Source organism: Marisediminicola sp. LYQ134, assembly GCF_046599635.1.
Lineage (GTDB): Bacteria > Actinomycetota > Actinomycetes > Actinomycetales > Microbacteriaceae > Marisediminicola.
Genome location: NZ_JBKIWP010000002.1, coordinates 490,783 through 509,663 on the forward strand (window position 1 = coordinate 490,783; position 18,881 = coordinate 509,663).

17 protein-coding genes and 1 pseudogene are annotated in these 18,881 nt (G+C 63.0%); 7 read left to right on the forward strand and 11 right to left on the reverse strand.

The window, feature by feature from the left end:
• Positions 1–2: 2 nt before the first annotated feature.
• Together ACLHIH_RS10935 and ACLHIH_RS10940 are read right to left on the reverse strand one after the other, a co-directional pair.
• Positions 3–1,988 carry a Mu transposase C-terminal domain-containing protein gene (locus ACLHIH_RS10935; RefSeq protein ID WP_411316844.1) on the reverse strand — a complete coding sequence of 662 codons (1,986 nt, stop codon included), beginning with the start codon at positions 1,986–1,988 and terminating at the stop codon, positions 3–5.
• Positions 1,988–2,722, reverse strand: a complete 735-nt coding sequence (locus tag ACLHIH_RS10940; protein WP_411316845.1) for a TnsA-like heteromeric transposase endonuclease subunit — start codon at positions 2,720–2,722, stop codon at positions 1,988–1,990. Before ACLHIH_RS10940 ends, ACLHIH_RS10935 begins: the two co-directional genes overlap by 1 nt.
• Before the next feature lie 97 nt (positions 2,723–2,819).
• On the opposite strand from ACLHIH_RS10940, the gene ACLHIH_RS10945 reads away from it, so the two are divergent.
• Entirely contained in the window at positions 2,820–3,260 is a 441-nt protein-coding gene (locus ACLHIH_RS10945) for a hypothetical protein (RefSeq protein WP_411316846.1), read from the forward strand.
• A gap of 2 nt (positions 3,261–3,262) precedes the next feature.
• On the opposite strand, the gene ACLHIH_RS10950 is transcribed toward ACLHIH_RS10945, so the two are convergent.
• Positions 3,263–3,583 carry a hypothetical protein gene (locus ACLHIH_RS10950; RefSeq protein WP_411316847.1) on the reverse strand — a complete coding sequence of 107 codons (321 nt, stop codon included), beginning with the start codon at positions 3,581–3,583 and terminating at the stop codon, positions 3,263–3,265.
• 338 nt (positions 3,584–3,921) lie between these two features.
• Here ACLHIH_RS10950 and ACLHIH_RS10955 point away from each other — a divergent pair, with 338 nt between their 5' ends.
• The 3 genes from ACLHIH_RS10955 to ACLHIH_RS10965 all read left to right on the forward strand — a co-directional run bounded on the left by ACLHIH_RS10955 (position 3,922) and on the right by ACLHIH_RS10965 (position 6,324).
• Positions 3,922–4,497, forward strand: coding sequence for an RNA polymerase sigma factor (locus tag ACLHIH_RS10955; RefSeq protein WP_411316848.1), 576 nt, complete (start codon positions 3,922–3,924; stop codon positions 4,495–4,497).
• Between the two features lie 13 nt (positions 4,498–4,510).
• On the forward strand, positions 4,511–4,927 hold the full coding sequence (locus ACLHIH_RS10960; protein ID WP_411316849.1) for a hypothetical protein: 417 nt from the start codon (positions 4,511–4,513) through the stop codon (positions 4,925–4,927).
• A gap of 395 nt (positions 4,928–5,322) precedes the next feature.
• Entirely contained in the window at positions 5,323–6,324 is a 1,002-nt protein-coding gene (locus ACLHIH_RS10965) for a hypothetical protein (RefSeq protein ID WP_411316850.1), read from the forward strand.
• Positions 6,325–7,479: 1,155 nt separating this feature from the next.
• On the opposite strand, the gene ACLHIH_RS10970 is transcribed toward ACLHIH_RS10965, so the two are convergent.
• Positions 7,480–8,166, reverse strand: a complete 687-nt coding sequence (locus ACLHIH_RS10970) for a hypothetical protein (RefSeq protein WP_411316851.1) — start codon at positions 8,164–8,166, stop codon at positions 7,480–7,482.
• Positions 8,167–8,586: 420 nt separating this feature from the next.
• The gene (locus ACLHIH_RS10975) at positions 8,587–9,261 is read right to left on the reverse strand and encodes a hypothetical protein (protein WP_411316852.1); all 675 of its coding nucleotides are present in this window, start codon (positions 9,259–9,261) and stop codon (positions 8,587–8,589) included.
• A 130-nt stretch (positions 9,262–9,391) separates the two neighbouring features.
• On the opposite strand from ACLHIH_RS10975, the gene ACLHIH_RS10980 reads away from it, so the two are divergent.
• Entirely contained in the window at positions 9,392–9,754 is a 363-nt protein-coding gene (locus ACLHIH_RS10980) for a GNAT family N-acetyltransferase (protein ID WP_411316853.1), read from the forward strand.
• A gap of 184 nt (positions 9,755–9,938) precedes the next feature.
• Here the strand turns inward: ACLHIH_RS10980 and ACLHIH_RS10985 are convergent, their stop codons facing one another.
• On the reverse strand, positions 9,939–10,538 hold the full coding sequence (locus ACLHIH_RS10985; protein WP_411316854.1) for a dihydrofolate reductase family protein: 600 nt from the start codon (positions 10,536–10,538) through the stop codon (positions 9,939–9,941).
• A 63-nt stretch (positions 10,539–10,601) separates the two neighbouring features.
• Between ACLHIH_RS10985 and ACLHIH_RS10990 the strand changes: the two genes are divergently transcribed.
• Positions 10,602–11,168: a TetR/AcrR family transcriptional regulator gene (locus tag ACLHIH_RS10990; protein WP_411316855.1), complete on the forward strand. Its 567-nt coding sequence runs from the start codon at positions 10,602–10,604 to the stop codon at positions 11,166–11,168.
• Positions 11,169–11,518: 350 nt separating this feature from the next.
• Complete coding sequence (locus ACLHIH_RS10995; protein ID WP_411316856.1) at positions 11,519–12,640, forward strand: MFS transporter; 1,122 nt, start codon at positions 11,519–11,521, stop codon at positions 12,638–12,640.
• A gap of 36 nt (positions 12,641–12,676) precedes the next feature.
• On the opposite strand, the gene ACLHIH_RS11000 is transcribed toward ACLHIH_RS10995, so the two are convergent.
• From ACLHIH_RS11000 to ACLHIH_RS11020, 5 genes and pseudogenes are all read right to left on the reverse strand, one after another.
• Positions 12,677–13,402, reverse strand: coding sequence for a class I SAM-dependent methyltransferase (locus ACLHIH_RS11000; RefSeq protein ID WP_411316857.1), 726 nt, complete (start codon positions 13,400–13,402; stop codon positions 12,677–12,679).
• 257 nt (positions 13,403–13,659) lie between these two features.
• Positions 13,660–13,992, reverse strand: coding sequence for a pyridoxamine 5'-phosphate oxidase family protein (locus ACLHIH_RS11005; protein ID WP_411316858.1), 333 nt, complete (start codon positions 13,990–13,992; stop codon positions 13,660–13,662).
• A gap of 235 nt (positions 13,993–14,227) precedes the next feature.
• A pseudogene (locus ACLHIH_RS11010) lies at positions 14,228–15,247 on the reverse strand (aldo/keto reductase).
• Positions 15,248–15,304: 57 nt separating this feature from the next.
• Entirely contained in the window at positions 15,305–17,581 is a 2,277-nt protein-coding gene (locus tag ACLHIH_RS11015; protein WP_411316859.1) for an ATP-binding cassette domain-containing protein, read from the reverse strand.
• Between the two features lie 20 nt (positions 17,582–17,601).
• Positions 17,602–18,876: an FAD-dependent oxidoreductase gene (locus tag ACLHIH_RS11020; RefSeq protein ID WP_411316860.1), complete on the reverse strand. Its 1,275-nt coding sequence runs from the start codon at positions 18,874–18,876 to the stop codon at positions 17,602–17,604.
• Positions 18,877–18,881 lie beyond the last annotated feature (5 nt).

Below are 18,881 nucleotides of genomic sequence, written 5' to 3' on the forward strand. Positions count from 1 at the left end.
GGTCAGTCCTCAAAGGTGAAGTCAAGAAACTTCTTGACGGCGGCGGATGTGGTGCTTGCCTGGGTGGCGGTGTCTTCGTCAGCGGCAGCGTCGGAATCGTCCTGCTCGGGGACTTCCGTGAGCTCGGCCGCCTGATGAGTGGTGCCTTCTGGGAAGGGGGTGCCGGTGAGGGCGGCGTGCTGACGCGCGATGGTGGAGCGTTCGGCGAGTCGGGCGGCGATTTCGCGACGACGAGCTTCGCGGGTGGCCTTGGCGATGTCGGCGAAGTGGGGGGCGTAGATGGCTTCGACCTCGACCCAGCCGCACTCAATCCAGGTGTTGTCCCGGGAGCGGACCCAGATGTGGGTGGTGTCGTACGGGTTCGTTTTGATTTCGTACTTCCCGTCTTTGCGGGTGTTACGGAAGTTCGTTTGGCGGAGAGGGTGCAGTGCGGGGGAGTCGAAGGTGCGGTTGCCGAAGTGCACCCCGTCTTTCTGGATGGTGCGGAATTGGCTGGGCAGCAGGTCGATGAAGTCGTCACGGCTGAGGGGGACGGCGACGGCTCCGGAGTACTGGATGGCGCCGGTGTACATCTGGTTGGGGCTGTAGTTGATGGACGGTTCGAACGGGTCGCGAAGGCTGTCGTGCGGAGTGTTTTGGTAGACCGAGACAATCCAGTCGTCGAGGAGCTCGTTGAGCAGGTCGATGCTGAGGAGCGCGTCCTCCTCGAGCTTGTGTCCGCGGTTGACGACGTGGTCACCGGTGTAGCCGGGGAGTCGCTGGAGGAACATCGTGTTGATGGTCTGGAAGGCGCGTTCGACGTGTGCTTTGTCCGTGGGCGTGTGGATGGCCGAGTGGGTGAGGTCGATGCCGAACTTTTTGCATGCGGACAGAAACACCGTGCTCAAGTAGTCCTTGCCGTTGTCGGACATGATGCGTCGCGGGAAGATGAACGGGCGCATGCTTTCCGCGTGGGCGCGAACGTCCTCGGGCAGAAGTGGGTGTTCTGGGTACAGAGCGCTGACGAGCGCGCGGTGGTCTCTGCGGTCGGGACGATTCTGTGTCGGGACGAGAGCTTGCGTGAGGAGAAGTGCGTGGTCGATGCCTCGCGCGGCGTCGAGGCGGATGGTTGCCGCGATGATGCTTCGGGTGGCGACGTCAATCATGATTGTCAGAATCGGGCGCACCGGGGTATCGAAACCTGGTGCGGACACGAGGATGTCCATCGGCGTCGAGTCGACCTGCACTTCCTGGCCGGGGAGCATCCGGCGTGCGTGCCCGAACTGGCGCTGGGGACGGTTGGCGGCTGAGCGGCGGGTTGTTGCTTTTTCCGTGGTGTATTTCCCGCGTTCGAGGGTGCTGAAGTAGCGGTACAGGGTGGCGCGTGAGGGGAGCATCTCCTCGGTAGCCTCTTTGCCGTACTTCCCGACGAGCGCTTCGGTCACTTGGAACTGGAGGACGGAGTTCTTGACGGTCGACTTCTTGACTCGTTGCGCGATGACCGTGGTGATTGCCTCGATGAGTCGGGCGTCGGCCTGGTCGAGGGGACCAATCTCTTTCTTGGTGCGCCGGTCGATGAGCGCCGCCGCCCCTCCCTGCTGATAGAGACCCTTCTTCCGGAACAGTGCCGCACGCGAAGCTGGGACGTTCAGTGCCCGAAGCTCGTCGACTTTCGAGGCAATGCGCTCGTTCTGGGAAGTGGTTTCGGGGTCGTATTGGTTGCGCGGGGTGTCGTGTCCTGGGCGGACACCGGAAATCATCTCCTCGATGTGGTTCGCCCACCATTCGACCTCTTTGCGGTCGGCCGGGGTGAGATGTTCGAGTTCCCGCGGCGAGTTCGTCGGCCAGGCGAGCGGCTGGACTAGTGCTCCCGTGATGTCGGCGAGGTGCATGGTCTTGGTCCGTCCATTGGACAGGTCCTGCAGCAGGTAGAGCGACCCGGTTGAGCCGGTGACGCGGTAGGAGCCGTCGGTGAGGTCAAGGGTTTGAGTGAGGTCGATGGTGAGCATCAGTGGGCCTTTCGGACGATGGTGCGGTCGGTAATCGGGGTGTGGAGGTCGAGTTCAAGCTCGCCCGTCCAGGTGAGGTGGTAAATGGCGGCACGTGCTGAATGGGTGGGGGCGAGGGTCATCGTTTCCGCGGCCGCGGCGATGGTGGGCTCGTCGTCGAGGCAGTCCATGAGCTGCGACCACGCAGGTAGCGCGGGCCTGTTCAGGTGGTGCCGGAAGTTGCTGAGCCATGCGACGTTCTTTTCCAGGTTCGGGTCGAAGTCGCTGACGACCTCGTGGGTCCAGCCGACCTGTTCGCAGATGGCCGTCGCATTGTCGAACTGTCGCTCGTATTTCTCGGTGATGTGTTTCTTTGGCTTGACGTTGTAAAGGACCTGGCGGTGGTCAGAGTGCAGAGCGAGGTAGTCCGGGATGTGTCTGGTGCCGTCGGAGAAGCGCATCTCCATGGGCTGCGCTGCGACCGCGACGACGTCCTCGTGGAAGTCGAGGTGGAGAAGGAAGGTGCGTTCCATGAGCGACTCGTGCCAGATTTGCTGGGCGGTATTCGAGAAGTGGGTGGTGCCGTGATAGTTCCGCTGTCCCGGATATCGGTTGCCGACGCGGATGGGTTCGGCACGGTAAAGCTCGCGCTCCAGGAGAGCGGAGTTCGCGCGGATGACGGTCTGTGCTTCACCGTCAACGAGCCACGTTATGGACGCGGCAATGTCGGTATTTGAGGTCGGTTTCGTTTTCATACATGACTCATGTGCGGACAGGCCTCGGTGTAGTGCTTTTTCGCACGTAAACCTCATTCTTCGCATCTGATATTGCCGATTTGGGTACGATCTGCGGGTGAGTGATTCCCGTTACGTGCCGCATCATTTTTCGGCTGAGCCTTCCTCGTTCGGGCGTGCCAAGGACATGCGTTGGCGGGAAGACATCCCAGATGAGCAACGCCCGCAGCGTGCCGCTGCAGAGCTTCAGCATCGCTACGCGCTCCGGATCCGAGCTCGGATGAGGGCGGGGGAGGGAATGACGGGTCGGGAGTATGCCGAGAGTGTCGGGTCGTCGTATGACCGGACTATGAAAATCCTCCGCGGGCAGCTCATCATGCGCCTCGAGGACATCGCTGCCGCCGATCTTCTCCTTGGCAAAGTGAGCGAGTTCGACATCCGCGAGGAAGACTTTTATCGCGGCGTTCTTCGCGAAGAAAGAGAACGGGCGGGAGCTGCCGATCAAGCGCGCCAGCGGCTCGAACGCGAAGTGGAAGCGCACTTCATGAGTTATCGCTGACCTCACCCTTCGAGGCGTTGCTCGGTCGTGTTCCACTCGATGCTCACGATCGGTGTTGTCGAGCGGAGGGTGGCGAATGTGAGTTCCGGGTGCCCGAGCGGCTCCAGGACAAAGATCCCCCGCTTGCCCAGCTCCAGCGCGACGATCTCCTGAATCTTGATTCTCCCGCCGTCGCGCCGAAGCTCGCTGGCTTCAACGCCGTTCGATGGGGGCGACGTGGCTCGCATGCGGGTGAGCGTCATCCGCTCGGTGTCTACGACGTAGGTCGTTCCGCTTGAGGTTAGAACCGTCGCGACGGTTGGCTGGTCTTTTCGCGCACTCATGTTGTTTTCCTCAGGGGCCCAGGGCGTAAATCGCCGATTCCGGCTCATCACCGTAGGGAGATCTGTCCGCGGGAAACCGCCGATTCGGCGACAAATTGCGGTTGCTCGAAGACCCCCATGCCGAGCCTTCGGTCAGTTTGATTTCGGCTACGAGTTTCGAGCATGTCGGTGCCGAGGAATGTCGGGGCCTGGAAGCTCGTTCTTGCGGCCGCTCAACAACGATCGATTTCGGTCATCCGTGGTGGGCGCGGCTGTTGTCACACTGTTTCCTGTCGCGATGTCACAAACAGCTGCCCTCGAGGCACTTCACTACTGAGGGCAACGGCGACGGAGTGCACATGGAACAGACAATCAATGGAGTGAGTGGCGAGCGGGCGCTCGTCACCCGCCTGCGGAGCGGCGACGTGGCTGCTTTCGAACAGTTGACAAGGACGCATGTGACGGCGGTGCTGCGATATGCAGCGGCCATAGTGTCTCGTCGATCCGAGGCCGAAGACGTCGCACAAGAGGTGCTACTGATCGCATGGCGACGTCGGGGCGAGTTTGACCCCGAACGGTCTGTCCTGCCCTGGTTATTGGTCACAACTCGGCACGTTGCGCTTGCAAGCAATCGACGACAGGTGCGATCTGAGGCGGAACCGCTGGAGTCCGTGCCTGCACTGCACGGCTGGGACCGCAGCCGAGCCAGTCGAGAGGCGATAGATGAACTCGAGTCCATCCGCGGAGTGCTCGACGGTCTGACCGCAACCGATCGTCGGCTCGTCCAGCTTTGTCTTGTCGAGGGACGGTCATTCGATGAGGCATCCGACGCTTTAGGTCTCAAACCGCCCGCCGCCCGCAAACGCATGCAGCGTCTGCGCGAGCTCCTTCGTGCTCATCGAGACACGGCCGCTCACCCAGACCAGGAAAACTAAAGGAGCTCGCATCATGACGAACATAAAATGGTCAGAAACAGATATCGCCGAGGCGGCTGGCCGCGTTCAACGCGCGGTTGTCAGTCAAGTGAAACGCGGACAGCGCACCCGCCGTATCGGCATCACCGCCGGAATCGCTCTCGTCGGAGTGCTCGGTATCGGTGCCGCGACGACGGCTTTGCCGCCTCAGACGAAGGGCGAGATCGGCGCCGCAGCACCGTATGTTGCCGACGTGCACGCGTGCTTGGCAGCCGAAGGCTGGAATGTTTGGCTGGCCGATTCAAGCGACGGACAGATCTGGGACAGAACCATTCACTTTTCGGTTTCTGGATACGACAACCTGAGCTTCGCCGATGACATTGATACCTGCCGAGCAGACGTCGCGGCTGAGGCGGGCGTTTCGACCGCTGACGTCATCGGCTTGCCCTAGGCGAGTCAGGCACGCGATGACCGTAGACACGGTCCGACCCGAGGCGATCGAACTGCCACTCACTCAACCGATCGACATCACCCATCTCTTGACCCCGAGACCACAGCCGGGGTCACCGTCCTCTGCTGACTAGGCGGTCCCCAATGGGTCAGCGCCGACATCGATCAGTTTCGGCTGAGCGAGAAGCGTTTAAGGTGTATATCACCTTCGTACGGGCGTCGGCGAAGGGCAAAGCTTTGCAGATAGGGCACCCTAGCGGGCAGTTTCACCGGGCGGGGTAAACGGGCATCGGAGTAACGACGGCGCCGTCGTCTCGGATGCTAGCCACCAATGCACGATGGCCGACCGGCTATCGGATGCCTGGGCAAGAATGACGGCTCGTTTAAGCTGGGCGCATGCAGATCCGTGAGGAGCATCAACTTAACCCAGTCGCCGACGAAGTCTCAGCGATTACGGCTGTCGTAGGCCCGATTCTTCGGGGAGTTCTCTACTCACTGAAGAGGGATATTGCCGATCGACTCGGTGGGTACGAGGAGGTGCCACTCCTGATGCTCGCTCGAAATCACCGGGCGGGTGACGGTGACACGGGCATCTGTTTCGAGTACGCGGTTCACGATGCGGTTCGCCGTGGGGAAGCATCCGTGCAGGAACGAGTTGCCGACGCCCTCAAACTATGCAAAGTACCTGGGGACCACCTCGAGTCGATTTTGTTCGGAGTTGAAAAAGCGGGTAGCCAACAGTTGATAGAAACGGCGACCGAGTTGCTGACTTCGGACTCGCGAATTCTGACAGGCAGAGTCGGTCAGCCGCCGTTGTTGAAGCGCCACATTGCTTCTGCTGCATCTGCTTTTCGGACTCGAGGTGCCGGTTCGCGTCTTCCGCAAAGTATTGAGGGTCTCTGGAAAGCCGATTTGTTCCTAGGTAACTCGAATGCAGAGCGCTGGGTTGGGACCACCGTAAAGATCAATCCCTCCGATTTGAAGGGAGCTCGGGGACTCCGGGTAGGCCTCGTGCCAGCTTCTCAAGGCAAGTCCGACTTTGTACGTTTGGACGAGGGACGCAACCTCGTTATCTGTCCGGTGCCTTACGACGGAGCGTTCGTAGAGACGTTCTACATGGCCTGGGAAGTCGTTGCTGCTTTCATCGCCGCCGATGCTGCCATGCCGAAGGAAGTCGCTCTTCCCCGGCCGGCCGCCCGCCAGGTCGCTCGCTACCTCGTGGACCGCCGCGAGTTTCCTGTCCTAGACGTGATTGCAGCCCTTGACCCATTGAGCCAAAGCGACCTCATCAAGTCCGAGGTTTCAGCGGCGAGTGTCGTTCAATCGGGCGGGAAGACCATTAGGCCGACTGTCGGTTCGATTCTTGCGCCGAGCCCAACGGGTCTCTCTGCTGGGTAGCTCACCGAAGTAAACGCTGTCTCTCGTGTCCAATCGACGATCCAATACCGGCCGGTTGAGTCGAGTGGTTACTTCCGGGCCCTCACCTGGAGCCAACCCATCACCAGCATCGTCAAACCGAGGAGAACGCATGGGATGGCCAACGCCCAGAGCGGAAGGCCGAGGAGGCTTGGGACCCCGTAGGTTGCGGTGTTGCCGCGACCGGGCGCAATAAGAATGATTCCTGCAAGCCCGAGCAAAATGACACCCATCGTGAGCGGATAGCCGGGGTGCTTGAAGTGCGCCACGACTTCTCCATTCGATGAGTTGATTAGCCCAGAGCAACCATAGATCCAGCCAGAGGATTGCTCGACCCCGGTGGGCCGCTCCCGCTTGTCGGCTAGCCAATCGCCGACGGTGAAAATAAAGGTGCGTTCAGGAGTCGGCGTGGTAAGCGGTGTCGCCTTGCTCCCGTGATGGGCCGTGTGCCTGCCCGCCTTTTACTTGACCTCGTACATCTTCCTTTTGCGATAGACGATCTGAGCGCCCACATTGCCGACGATCCCAAACGCTGCGAAACCCAGCAGCATCCATCCTTGTCTTGCGTCGCCCCCAGCGAAAGAGAAACCAGCCATGCCGACGCAGAGCAAGACGCTGACGAATGCCACCGTGGGAACTACGTACCGGAGGTAGATGGCGTTTGCTCGCTCGGCGGATCGAGACACAGTCACCCTTCTGTGGTCTTCGCGAAACCTGCATCTTGACCAAGCAAACCACACGGGAAGAGGGGTACGAGTACTTCGCACGCAGCTAGGGAGGCTGATTCATTCCTTTCACGATGACGTGCATCAATCTCGCGATGTACGGACACCTCACTCGCTGCCGTCGCGCTGGCCGACCTGAATGCCTGCCCGTTGAGGCATCGTCTCACGGGCACCGATGGCGACCTGGATCGAGTAATAACCCGAGGTTCGGACAATGGCGAAACACAGGACGTGACGGAGACCTACGAGAAGCAGGCTGACGCGCTAACCGAGGTGCCAGCCGTGAGCACGCTCATCTGGCGTCCCGAGATCCGCTTCTGGCTGGCCCACGGCATCGGGTTTCCTATTCCACCCGGTGACCTCCCGAGCACGTCCCCAGGCATCGCGCCTATCTTCCGAACTGCAACGGTGTCTAGCTCGAGCCGCCAGTGACGAAACCGAGCAGCGTCGTCGCGCCGGCCCTGGCCCAAACCTTCACCGCATCGTTGGCACCCGCTTGGGTTGAGGTCGCGATTCCTTCGAGCACGCCCTTCACCGCGAGTACTGAGCGTCTCACCGCCGTCGGCCTCTCGCTCGTGGACGCCGCGCGCTCTGTAGCTTCTTCGACCGCATCGTCAAGCTCCTCGAGCTGTTCTTCGGTAAGGGCATCGCGTGGAGAGGCAGCAAGAAGCCCCTTCAGGGCATTAATCAACCCGGCGGCATCCTCGTTGATGTTCTGAGTGAACGAGGCGCCGTCGCCCGTCGACACCTGATTGTTGCCGCCCGTGATCGAGAAGTTATAGGTGCTGCCGTATTTGCGGTCGTCGTGGCCCTTGTCTCGCAGGATCACATTCGAATAGTCATCGCCGTGTCCGAACGGGTCTCTTTCGAACTTCACGTCGGTGACGGCGTACTCAAGGACCCCGCCGCGTGGGTCCTCACGCTCGACCATGTCGCCGACGTAGATCGGGGTGTCGATTGGAACCCAGAGCTCGAGCTCGGATAGCAAACCATCGATCTCGAAATCGGACCGTTTCGAGGATCGCACGACAAAAGCCTGCGTTCCAAAGTTGTTCCAGAACCGGCTGCCCACATCGTGCAAACTCGGCAATTTCTCCATGCTCCGGAGCCTACCGCTGCCATGTCTCAGCTTGTCCTGTCGTCGCAGCACTTCCCTGGGGCATGGGAATGGGCGTCTCTGGCATGCATACCGGACGAGCAAGTACCTGTCGGATCCAGCTGTGATGGCTGCGGCTGCGGCTGCACAGTGACCGATCGCGCCCACTACGAGCGCCAGCGTGCTGCGAATCCTGCGGAGGAGACGACCGATCGCCTCACGGACCTGCTGGATGCGATGATCAAGACCCTCGCAATCGCTGAGTAGGCGAGAGCTGATGCTGAGCGCTCAGAGCGGCACTCTCGGATCATGTTCTGGAGTTCTGTCGCCCTAGCGATCGGCTATCGGGCACCACTTCGACGATGAGGAACTCAGACCGTTTCGGACCGGTCATCAATTCCCCCTATGGAAGGCGATGTTGAGCTAGCTGTAGGCGCGGAAGTGGATTCGTTGTGGCCGCAGCGGCAGCCTTGACGCTGGAATCGGCCCGGTGAAGTAGTCACCGTGTTCGTCGAGCAGGGTGATACCGCGCCATGTGCGCCTGATGCTGCCGCCGTAGAGCACTATCTGCTCGATCAGGTTCTTTGTCGCTGCTTCACCGTCGTCGTTGAGGTCGCCGCCGAACGTCCACCACCCGAGCTGAGTACTTTCAACCACCACATTGCCGTCGTGGCGCACAAGAACGCAGATCGGCAGAGCAGAACCCCGATCGGGATTGACCCGAACCTCCAGATCGAACTCAGCGACGGGAGCGTGGACGGTCACCCGGCCGCGAGTACCGACAAGCGATTCGATCCAGCCCGGTAGGCCGACCGGAGCGGACTTGTCGAGAGCTATCCTCCGCTGCCGGCGTTCGAGCAAACTGAGCGCCCGTTCGATGCCGAGCTCGTCCCAATCGAGCTCTAATCTCCTGCCGCCATCGAACTCGACAACGATCCATTGTTCGCCGATGACCGAGAGGCCGGGGACCTCCAGGAGCGGCAGGCGAGACGTGTCCGGATCGAGCACGGTCACCGAGACGTGGTGCGTCCCGAACACCCGTCGAGCAGCGTCGGTCAGCCGCAGGAATGCAGCTTCATGATGCGGCGGGATTGGCACCACCTCAGTATGCCGATCTAACAATCGAGAGAACGACGGGGTAGTCACATGCAACCCGCACGAACACCAGCACTGCGCACCGGTACCAAGTCCCAGTGAGGGATCGTGCTCCGGTCGCTAACGTAAACGGATGACGATCGCACTGATCACCGTGTCTTCCAACGACTGGAGAATCTGGCGCTCCTTGAGGCTTGCGGCGCTGACTGAGGCCCCGGGGGCTTTCGGCTCTCGGTTGGCCGACTGGGTCGGTGCTGATGAGGGTCGTTGGCGCAAGCGCCTCTCGATCCCAGGGGCGATCGACCTTGTGGCCCTCGACTCAGGAACGGGCAGTCCGATCGGCATGGTCACCGGGACGCCGGCAGCACGGCGCGGTGCCGGCGCAGAACTCATCTCTATGTGGGTAGACCCCGCAGCTCGAGGCAGAGGAGTGGCGACCTTGCTCGCCGATGCCGTCGTGACATGGGCAGCAGCCGCGGGGGGCACCGCACCTTGAGTTGACGGTCATGGCCGAGAATAAGCCCGCCCGACGCACCTACGAGAGGAATGGATTCGAAGTCGCAGCCGGTTCCGGGGATGAGCTGAAGATGACACGGACTCTCTGACGTGGGCAGTGGGCTGGCACGCACGCTTCCTACCCGATAGAGAATCCCTTCACGGGACGCCCACCAAGCGCGGCGTCATACCTCGTGGAGCTGGGGCGCCGGTCGCGCGTACTCGGTAATGGTGACGCCGGACGCGAAGGTCCACGCACTCTGCAGAGCAAACCCGACGGGGGCGACAGCCACCCCGCCGAAGAGCGGGATGCCGGCGCCGAGCACGACCGGGTTGCTCTTAATGATCAGGCGATCAATCTCGGGCAGGAGGCTCCCTGCAAGGGAGCCTCCTCCGCAGAGGTACATGCCGAGGCCGGGCTGGGCTTTGAGCGTGCGGACGGTCGCGAGTGCATCGCTCGTGTAGGTGACACCAGAGGGCTCGTCGGTGCGGTGGGTCGCGACGTACTCTGCGAGATGGGAGTACGGGTTCGTGATCCCGACGTCGAGGGCGACCGAGTAGCTGTTCCAACCCTGGATGACGGTGTCGAACCGGGTTCGCGGGGGTTCAATGCCCAGTGCGTTCAGCACATGGGCCGGGAGCGCGTCGGCGTAGTCCGACACGACCGCCTCCATGTGGTCGCCCTCGGCCAGGAAGGCGTCGAAAGTGCCGTCAGTGGCGGCGATGAAGCCGTCGAGGGACGCTGCGACGTAGTAAGTCAGCTCTCGCATCAGGTCTCCAATCACGACAAGTGTCGTTGTCTTTCGACCGTAGCACTACAGCCGTAGTGGTTGCCCTACGATCGTCAAATGGCGAAGAACGATGCAAGACGTGGCGAACTCGGCGACCATGCGGTCGCCGTCCTTGCTCGAGAGGGCGCGCGCGGACTCACTCATCGTGCAATCGACCGGGCCGCTGAGGTTCCGACGGGTACGACGTCAAACTACTTCCCGGACCGCGAAGCGATCATCGCCGCGATCCTGGAACGCATCGGCATCCGCCTAGCGCCGTCCAACTCCGAGGAGGCCGGCATCGGCGAAGCGGGCAGGGCCGGCTTCGCCTCCTACATGAACGCCCTCGTCGGCCGGCTGACGTCGGACCGGGACGCTGCGATCGCACTGTTCGAGCTGCGCCTGGAAGCCACCCGCAGACCAGCAGTGCACGACGCTCTCGCACACTGGGCCCGTTCAGGGCTCGATGCCGACGTCGCTTTCCACCGCCAGCAGGGACTACCAGGCGATCGTGAGCACGTCGTTCTGTTCCACTACGCGATCACCGGCCTGATCCTCGACCAGCTGACCGTTCCCATCGATCCGGCGACCGAGGTTTCAACAACTATCGCCCGCCTCGTGGACGGGCTCCTCCCCGAGCGCTGAAACTCCACATCACACTCACCGACGTGCGTTCCTGGATCCCGTAACGGGCGGTTCGTTCGCAGCCGAATACCGCGCAGGCTAGCCTGTCCAGCATGATCGGCTTCATCGTCGCCTTTATCTAACGGTCCTGCGACCCGCCCCTCGCAGATCTTGGCACCGGCCCGGGCGGGCTGTAGCGCGCCATCTTGCGCGCAGATGCCCCATTCGAAGATGACCCTCCGCGCTGCTTGTAGCGCGCGTCGAGGCTCTCTATACCGGAGACCGTTATGCCCTCTAATCGACCGTCCTATCTGACAGTTCTACGCACGCAGCACGCCATTCGCTCGTTCTTCCCGAGCATCCTGGGGCGGTTGTCTCTTGCGACCTCGGGACTTGCCCTGGTGCTGCTCCTGGAGCAATCCACCGGCTCATTCGCGATCGCTGGAGGGATCACCGCGGTACTCGGCCTCGCCAATGTCGTGGCCACACCCTGGCGGGCACGCATCATCGACCGACACGGCCAGAGCGCAATGCTCACGGTGCTGGGCCTGACCCACGCCAGCGCATTGATCGCCCTGGGCATGCTCCCTCATGCGGGCCTGCCATGGCTGGTGGTTCTCGGTGCGGCCGCCGGCGCAACGTCCCCACCGTTCGGGGCGACGATGAGAGTGGTGTGGTCCACAGCACTGGCGGAAGGCGGATCGCGGTCGCGCGGTTTCAGCCTCGACGCGGTAGCCGAGGAGCTCACCTTCGCGGTAGGTCCGCTACTGGCCGCATCGTTGGCTGTCACCGTCAGCCCGCTCGCCGCCCTCGTGCTGTCTGCCTGTTGCGTGGCCGGGGGTACTGTCCTCTTCGTCTCGAGCCCACTTTCGCGCCAGCAGCGCGGGTCGATCATCATGGGCGATAAGGCGGCGGGGCGTGCAACCTCACCGCTTCGCTCCCGGGGATTCCCGACGATCGTGGTGGCCATGATCGCGCCGGGGATCATCCTCGGCTGCATCGAGATTGCCGCACCGGCTATCGCGGCCAGCGAATCTGCGCCGTTCCTCGGCGGCGTGCTGCTGGCGTTGTTCTCGGCCCTTAGCGCAACCGGTGGCCTGCTTTACGGACGGGTGGTCGTCCAACTTCGACTCGAACGCCAGCTCCTGGTGATGGTTGCGGTGCTGCTTCTCGTTTCGGCTGCCACCGGCCTGGTCGGTGGAACGACTGCAGCGTTGGTTGGTTTCGCGATCAGTGGTTTGTTTCTGGCGCCATTGCTCATCGTCGGGTATCTGGCGGCGGACGCTCGCGCTGATCCGCGCGTGCGGACCGAAGCGAGTAGCTGGATCAACACCGCAATCAACCTTGGCGCTGCACTCGGCGCAGCGCTATACGGCTCACATACGGACATGACGGGCCCCGGGCTCGCGCTTGTGATCAGCGCCGGAGTTGCCGCCGTCATTACCCTGCTGTGCGCACCCCTGCTACTACAAACACAACCCCCTGCGGTGTGACGTTGCAGACGAGTCAGTGTTCGTACGCCGACCGGCTTACGGGCGCTCACCCTCGTTGCCGATTGGCGGCAGTTCTACCAAGAAGAAGAGGAATCCAGGCGTGGATGACTGCCGCTCAAAGTCATCGGGAAACAGCTCGCGCGCACTCGGTTCGGGTTGGGGCTCGCTGATGACCGACAGTCGAAATCCTGCATCGTTGAACGCGCCGGTCATCGCTCCGAAGGACTTCCGCCAGAACTTCATCGGAGCGGAATGCCCACCAATCGTCCAGGTGAACGTGTAGCTGGCGGGGGTGAAGTAGTTCGGCCACGGCTGCCGAAATGTGTACGCCACGATCGGGTGATCAACCGATGCGATCAGACGTCCACCGGGCCGAAGGACTCGTCGGAACTCCTGGAGGGTTGGCGCCCAGTCCTCCAGGTAATGCAGCACCAACGAGGCGGTCACGACGTCGAACGATGCGTCCGCAAATGGCAGCGGATCACCCAAGTCCCCTACGTGCAAGTCTGCATCGCTCCCCAGTCGCCGCCTAGCCAGAGAAATCATCTCGGCACTGATGTCCAAACCGGTGACCGTGGCACCACGTTCACGGAGAGCTGCAGTGAGCGGGCCCGCACCGCATCCGGCGTCGAGGACGGCGCGGCCACTGACGTCACCCGCTAGCGCGAGGACAGCCGGCCGTTCATAGCAGGCATTGACGAAGTTGCTCTCATTCTCCGCAGCGTAGGCCTCGGCGAAGCTGTCGTAATCGTTGGTCTGCACGAGCCCAACGCTATCGACAGCGCCATGGCGCGTCGATAAAGGCGCGGCGCCCGATGGGGACCACCCCCCGGGCAGACCTCTACGCAAGGAGATGCCTAGATGGTTTCAGGACGCCGCCGGTCTCCCGAAGGTGACCGCCGCTGCTGCGGCTTAAAAAGGGGAACTACGCGCCGGCAGCGGCGACGGACAGCGAGTGCACGATCGACGCGATGCTGTCTTCGAGAGATATTCCCTGTCAGCAGCCGCAGACACTCGGCTTATCGAGTGGGGTCCGACCAAGGGTGCGCGCGAATCAGCACTCGCGTGCCGTCGATGGCGGGGTCAGCAACGTCCCATCCCTCGTATCCCGCCTTGAAAAGGTCTTGTACCTCGGGCTCGGAATCTATGGAGACGATGGCCGCTACCCCGCGCATGGCTTCGTGTTGGCCCTCGCGCGCGAAACCCACTCGCTTGTCGCGCAGAATGTCCGCAACCTTCAGAGTGGTGTGTCCGCTCGCCATCCAGACAGCACCGTTGTGTTCCACGAACCAGACGCGCGCCAGACGTGGCGAGCCGTCCTTCCGAAGGGTAGAGAGCCATCCGTGGTCCATCTATGGAACGCTATCGCGGCCAGGTGTTGCAGGGGCCTAGGGCCTACGGATAGCAGCGAGGGCCCGCCAAAAAAACGCCATTTGGTCGGCTCGAAGCCGCCCGCTGACGGATCGCTTCACGGGCACAATCTCGAGGACCCACCGCGGGCTCGAGATCTCCGGCCGAAAACGGTTCTAAAGCCACCCGCCGTTTGGACCTGCTCGAAACACATTCTGATTTCGAGCAGACTCTCGATCATCGGTTTTGATCAAGTTGCGAGTAGCCCAATTCTCGCCTCGCTTTTTCGTCCACAAACGATTGTTTCTGGAGTTCAGTCGACGTATGAACCGGAACGTGGGGCCACAACTTCGGGTGGTTTCGGTACGCAAAGCAATCGAACCGGGGTTCTGGATAGGAGTTTCGGTACGGCCGCACGTGCACGAGGCTTACCTCTGCGACTGGAGACAGTAGTCGTCTCTTCGCGACGTTATCTGTCGCTTGGACGCTTCGGTTTGACGCTCGTGTCGGCGAGCGTGACCTGGCTTGCAGCGAAGTTATCGAGGAAGTGGCCCCGGTGGGTGATGCCCGGGATTGGGATTGCCGGGTGGCCGAGTTGGCGGCCTCGGTTGTGCACCCATGCGAGGGCGACCTGTTGGGCGTCAATCCTTCGAGCTCGGACGCCGCGAGGAGCCGCACCGTCCATGCGGCTGTCGTGTCGCCATGGCCCATCGGGGAGTGTGCCGCCAGTGTGATGCCGTGCTCGACGAGCACCGGCAGCATCGACTCCACCGTGCGCTCGGACAGCGACAAGTGCTCCTGCACTGCCGCGATCGGATGCGTCGCCTGAGCTCGTCGAACGTCCTCCGCCGTGACGTTCGACAACCCCAACGTGCGAATCTTCCCGGCCTGTCAAAGGTCCGCCATCGCGCCGACCGTCTCTTCGATGGGGGTCTCGTCGCTGCGATGGTGCAGGTAGTAGAGGTCGACCACGTCAACGCCCAGGCGTCGAAGGCTGCCTTCGACCGCCAAGCGAGCGGTAGCGGGATCGGCTCTCACGTTCCAGTCGTCGAATCGACCCGACGGACCCCAGTACACGCTGAACTTCGTGCAGAGTGTGATCTCGTCACGCAGCCCCGCGACGGCTCTCCCTACGACCTCCTCATTGCTGTACATCTCGGCGGTGTCCAGCAGCGTGACGCCGGCACCGGCCGCGGATCTCACGAGTGCGCTGGAGTCACGGTCCACGTCGCCCCAGCCCCCGTCCCTCAACCGCATCAGCCCCGATCCCTGGTTCGAGGCGTTGATCCAGCCACTCACATCCGTCAGAGGGTCTCAACGCGTTACCCGGTGCAGGGCGTGCCCAGTGTGGGTCCTGGCCTGAAGCAGGCTTTGGGGAGTGCCCTGGAAGGAGAGCTGTCCCCCGCCGCTACCTGCTTCGGGGCCCAGTTCGATGATGTGGTCCGCCCGAGCTATGAGATGCAGGTTGTGGTCGGCGACGATGACGGTTGCGCCCTCATCGACGAGCCCGTCGAGGACTTTGATGAGCGTCTGGACGTCACTGGCGTGCAGCCCTGTGGTGGGTTCGTCTAGGACGTAGGTGGTGGCAGCCTGTCGTAGCTCGATGGCGAGGCGGAGTCGCTGACGTTCCCCGCCCGAGAGTTGAGTAAGCGGTTGACCGATCGAGACATAGCCGATGCCGACGTCCACGACGCGGCGGAGGATGTCGCCGGCCCGAGTTCCTTCGAACGCTTGGGCCGCAGCCTCGACGGAGAGGTCAAGGACATCTGCGATGGAGCGGCCCGCAAGTTGATGCACTAGCGCGTCGCTTTCAAACCTGCGTCCCCTGCACACGCTGCAGACCGCGCTGAGCGAGTCTCCAAGGGGCGTCGAGGTGGTGATGACGCCCAGGCCATTGCACTCGGGGCAGCCTCCCGCACCGTTCGGGCTGAACAGGCTGGCCGATACGCCGTTGGCTTTCGCGAACTGGCTGCGGATGTCGTCGAGTGCTCCGGTAAACGTGGCGATGCTTGAGCGACGCGAGCCACGGATGGGCGACTGGTCCAGTGCCACGAGATCCGGGGAGCGGGGAATGCTGCTGAGGAGGCTCGTCTTCCCTGCGCCGGCGACCCCGGTCACGGCGACGAGACAGCCTGTTGGGATGTCGAGGCTGAGATCCTGCAGGTTGTTGACGGTGGCGCCTCGGACGGGGATTGTTCCGGTTTTGGGTCGAGGTGTCGTTTTCGGAGTGGGCTTGTTGGAGAGCCCTTCGGCGGTGGGGGTGCCAGCGTCGATCAGGGCTGAGGGCGTTCCCTCGAACAGGATCGTTCCGCCATGGGCGCCAGCGCCTGGCCCGACGTCGATGACGTGGTCGGCGGCTCGGATCACGTCGGGGTGGTGCTCGACGACCAGGACGGTGTTGCCCTTGTCGCGGAGACGGTGCAGGAGCTCGACGACGCGGGCAGTGTCATGGGCGTGCAAGCCAGCGGCGGGTTCGTCGAAGACGTAGGTGAGCTCGCTGAGTGCGGAGTCGAGGTGCATGACGGTACGGATGCGTTGCGCCTCTCCTCCGGAGAGGGTGCTGGTGGGTCGATCCAGCCCGAGGTACCCGAGCCCGACGTGCTGCATGCCGGTCAGGATCGATATCAGTCGCTTCTGAAGCTCCTCGAGGCGTTCGGGGATCTCGAGCGTGGCAATCCAGTCCCTGAGGTCATTGGTCTCGAGACGCGCTGCTGTGGCGATGCTGTGCTCACCGATCATGCAGGCTCGGGCTGCTTCGTTGAGTCGGGTGCCGTCACAGGTGGCACAGGCGGTGACGGTCGCGATCGCTGCAAGCGCTTCGCGGACTTTCGGCTTGAGTGCTTCGGGGGTCTTGCTGACGTACAGGCGCCGGATTTTGAGCAGGACACCCTCGTATGCCATGGGGTAGCTGCCGGTGTCGACGTTGGGGCCGGTCCCGTGGAGCAGCATCTGCCGTTCGTCCTCGGTGAAGCGACCGATCGGCTTGTCGTTGTCGAAGTGGCCCGATCGTGTGTACACCTTCCAGAAGAGGGAGCCTGGGGTGAAGTTCGGGAAGTCGATGGCGCCCTCGTTCAGGCTCTTCCGCGCGTTGACGAGCCGTCCGGTGTCGAGGCTGGCTTCGTGACCGGTGCCGTCGCAGTGGAGGCAGACCCCTTCGGCGCTGTTGAAGCTCAGCGCCTGTGGTGACCTCACGGTAGGGGATCCGCATCCGGCGAACAGCTGACGGAGGAGGCTGATGGTGTCAGTCGCAGTTCCCACGGTAGAGCGTGGGTTGACGCCCATGGGGCTTTGGGTGACGGCGATCGTTGCAGTCAGGTTCTGCAGGCTGGCGACGTCGGGGCGGGGGGCATGCGGCAGCTGATTCTGGAGGTAGGCGGGGTAGGTCTCGGTGAGGAGGCGCTGGGATTCGGCCGCGATCGTGTCGAACGCGAGCGAGGACTTGCCGGAGCCGGAAACGCCGGTGAACACGACCAGCTGGCGCTTGGGGATGTCGACGTCGATGCCGCGCAAGTTGTTGGTACGCGCGTCGCGGACGACGATCGCATCCGCGTAGGCGGGGGTGGGTGCTGCTCGCATGGTGGTCTTCCTCATGTCGAAGGCTGTTGTGGGTGTCAGCGGGTCCGTTGGCGAAGGCGAGCGAGTGCCGCTCCGATGGGGAGTCCAAGCCGCGCGGCGACGCGGCCGATCGGCGTCGCGGATGCGTGGATCATCCGTACGGGACCGAGGGATGCGGTGATGGCTGCGGCGCCGCGGATGCGCATGCCGTGTTCGAAGCGGTGGACGGCTGCTGGGATGGTTGCCTGCTGGTCGCGCGCGGCCTCGAGTCGTGTGGCGAGGTCTGCTGCGTCGCGGATGGCGGTGGCGGCGCCCATGCCGGCGGTAGGAGGCATCGCGTGGACGGCATCCCCGAGGGCGGTGACGGTGCCCGCTGGCCAGGGTGCGAGCTGGTTCGCATAGGGCGGTCCCGCGTGGAAGCGAAACGGGGCGATGCCATCCGTCTCGGACTCGGCGATCACGTCGAGCATCGGCGAGGTCCATCCGGCGTCCTGCAGCAGCGCGGCCGTCGCGTCCCGGAGAGCGGAGCCGGTGAGGGGGCGGAGTCGTTCGGTCGCTGCCGACTCAGACAGCACGGCGCCCCAGATGTAGATCGGCTCGAGCGTCACGGATCGTGCGCGAGCGGGGGAGCGCACCGCAGCCTGGTTGGCGGGATCGTGGTACCCGATGTACAGGCCGGTGCCATCGGGGCCGATGGCGAGGCCGGAGTCCTGACCGAAGAGTCGCTGCGCAGTGCCAGGGAGGTCCGCGACGGTGGTGCGTCCGCAGATGCCGAGCAGTCCGGTTGGCTTGCTGGTGGGGCGGCCGGCCAGCGACCGCGCGATCTGCGAGTGCACGCCTTCGGCACCAACCAGCAGGTCGCAATCGTGGGTGGATCCGTCGGCGAGGGTGACGGTGTTGGTTCCGTCGTCGTTGCGAGCGAAGTCCTGCACTGTCGCCCCTTGGTGAAGCGCGTCGCCGACGGCATCCGCGAGGATCAGTCGGAGTGTGATCCGATCGATGTTTACGCCGCCGTCGTCGTCTGCGGCGGCGCTGCGGTAAAGCAGTCGTCCTCGCATGTCGCGCATGATGTCGCCACCTTGCAGGCGGGTGGTGGCTGACGACGCGAGGACCTCCTCGAACGGCTCGGGATCGAGGAGGTCACGCAGTGCACCGGTCGCTGCCTCGTCGAGATGGATGTGGTAGCCGCCCGTCTGTGCCAGGTCGGTGTCTCGCTCGAACACGGAGACGTTGATGCCTCGCGTGCGGAGACCGGCGGCGAGAGCAAGGCCGCCCAGGCCTCCACCGGCGACGATCACGCGAAGTTCGGTCTGGTGCTGTTTTGGGGTCATGCAGC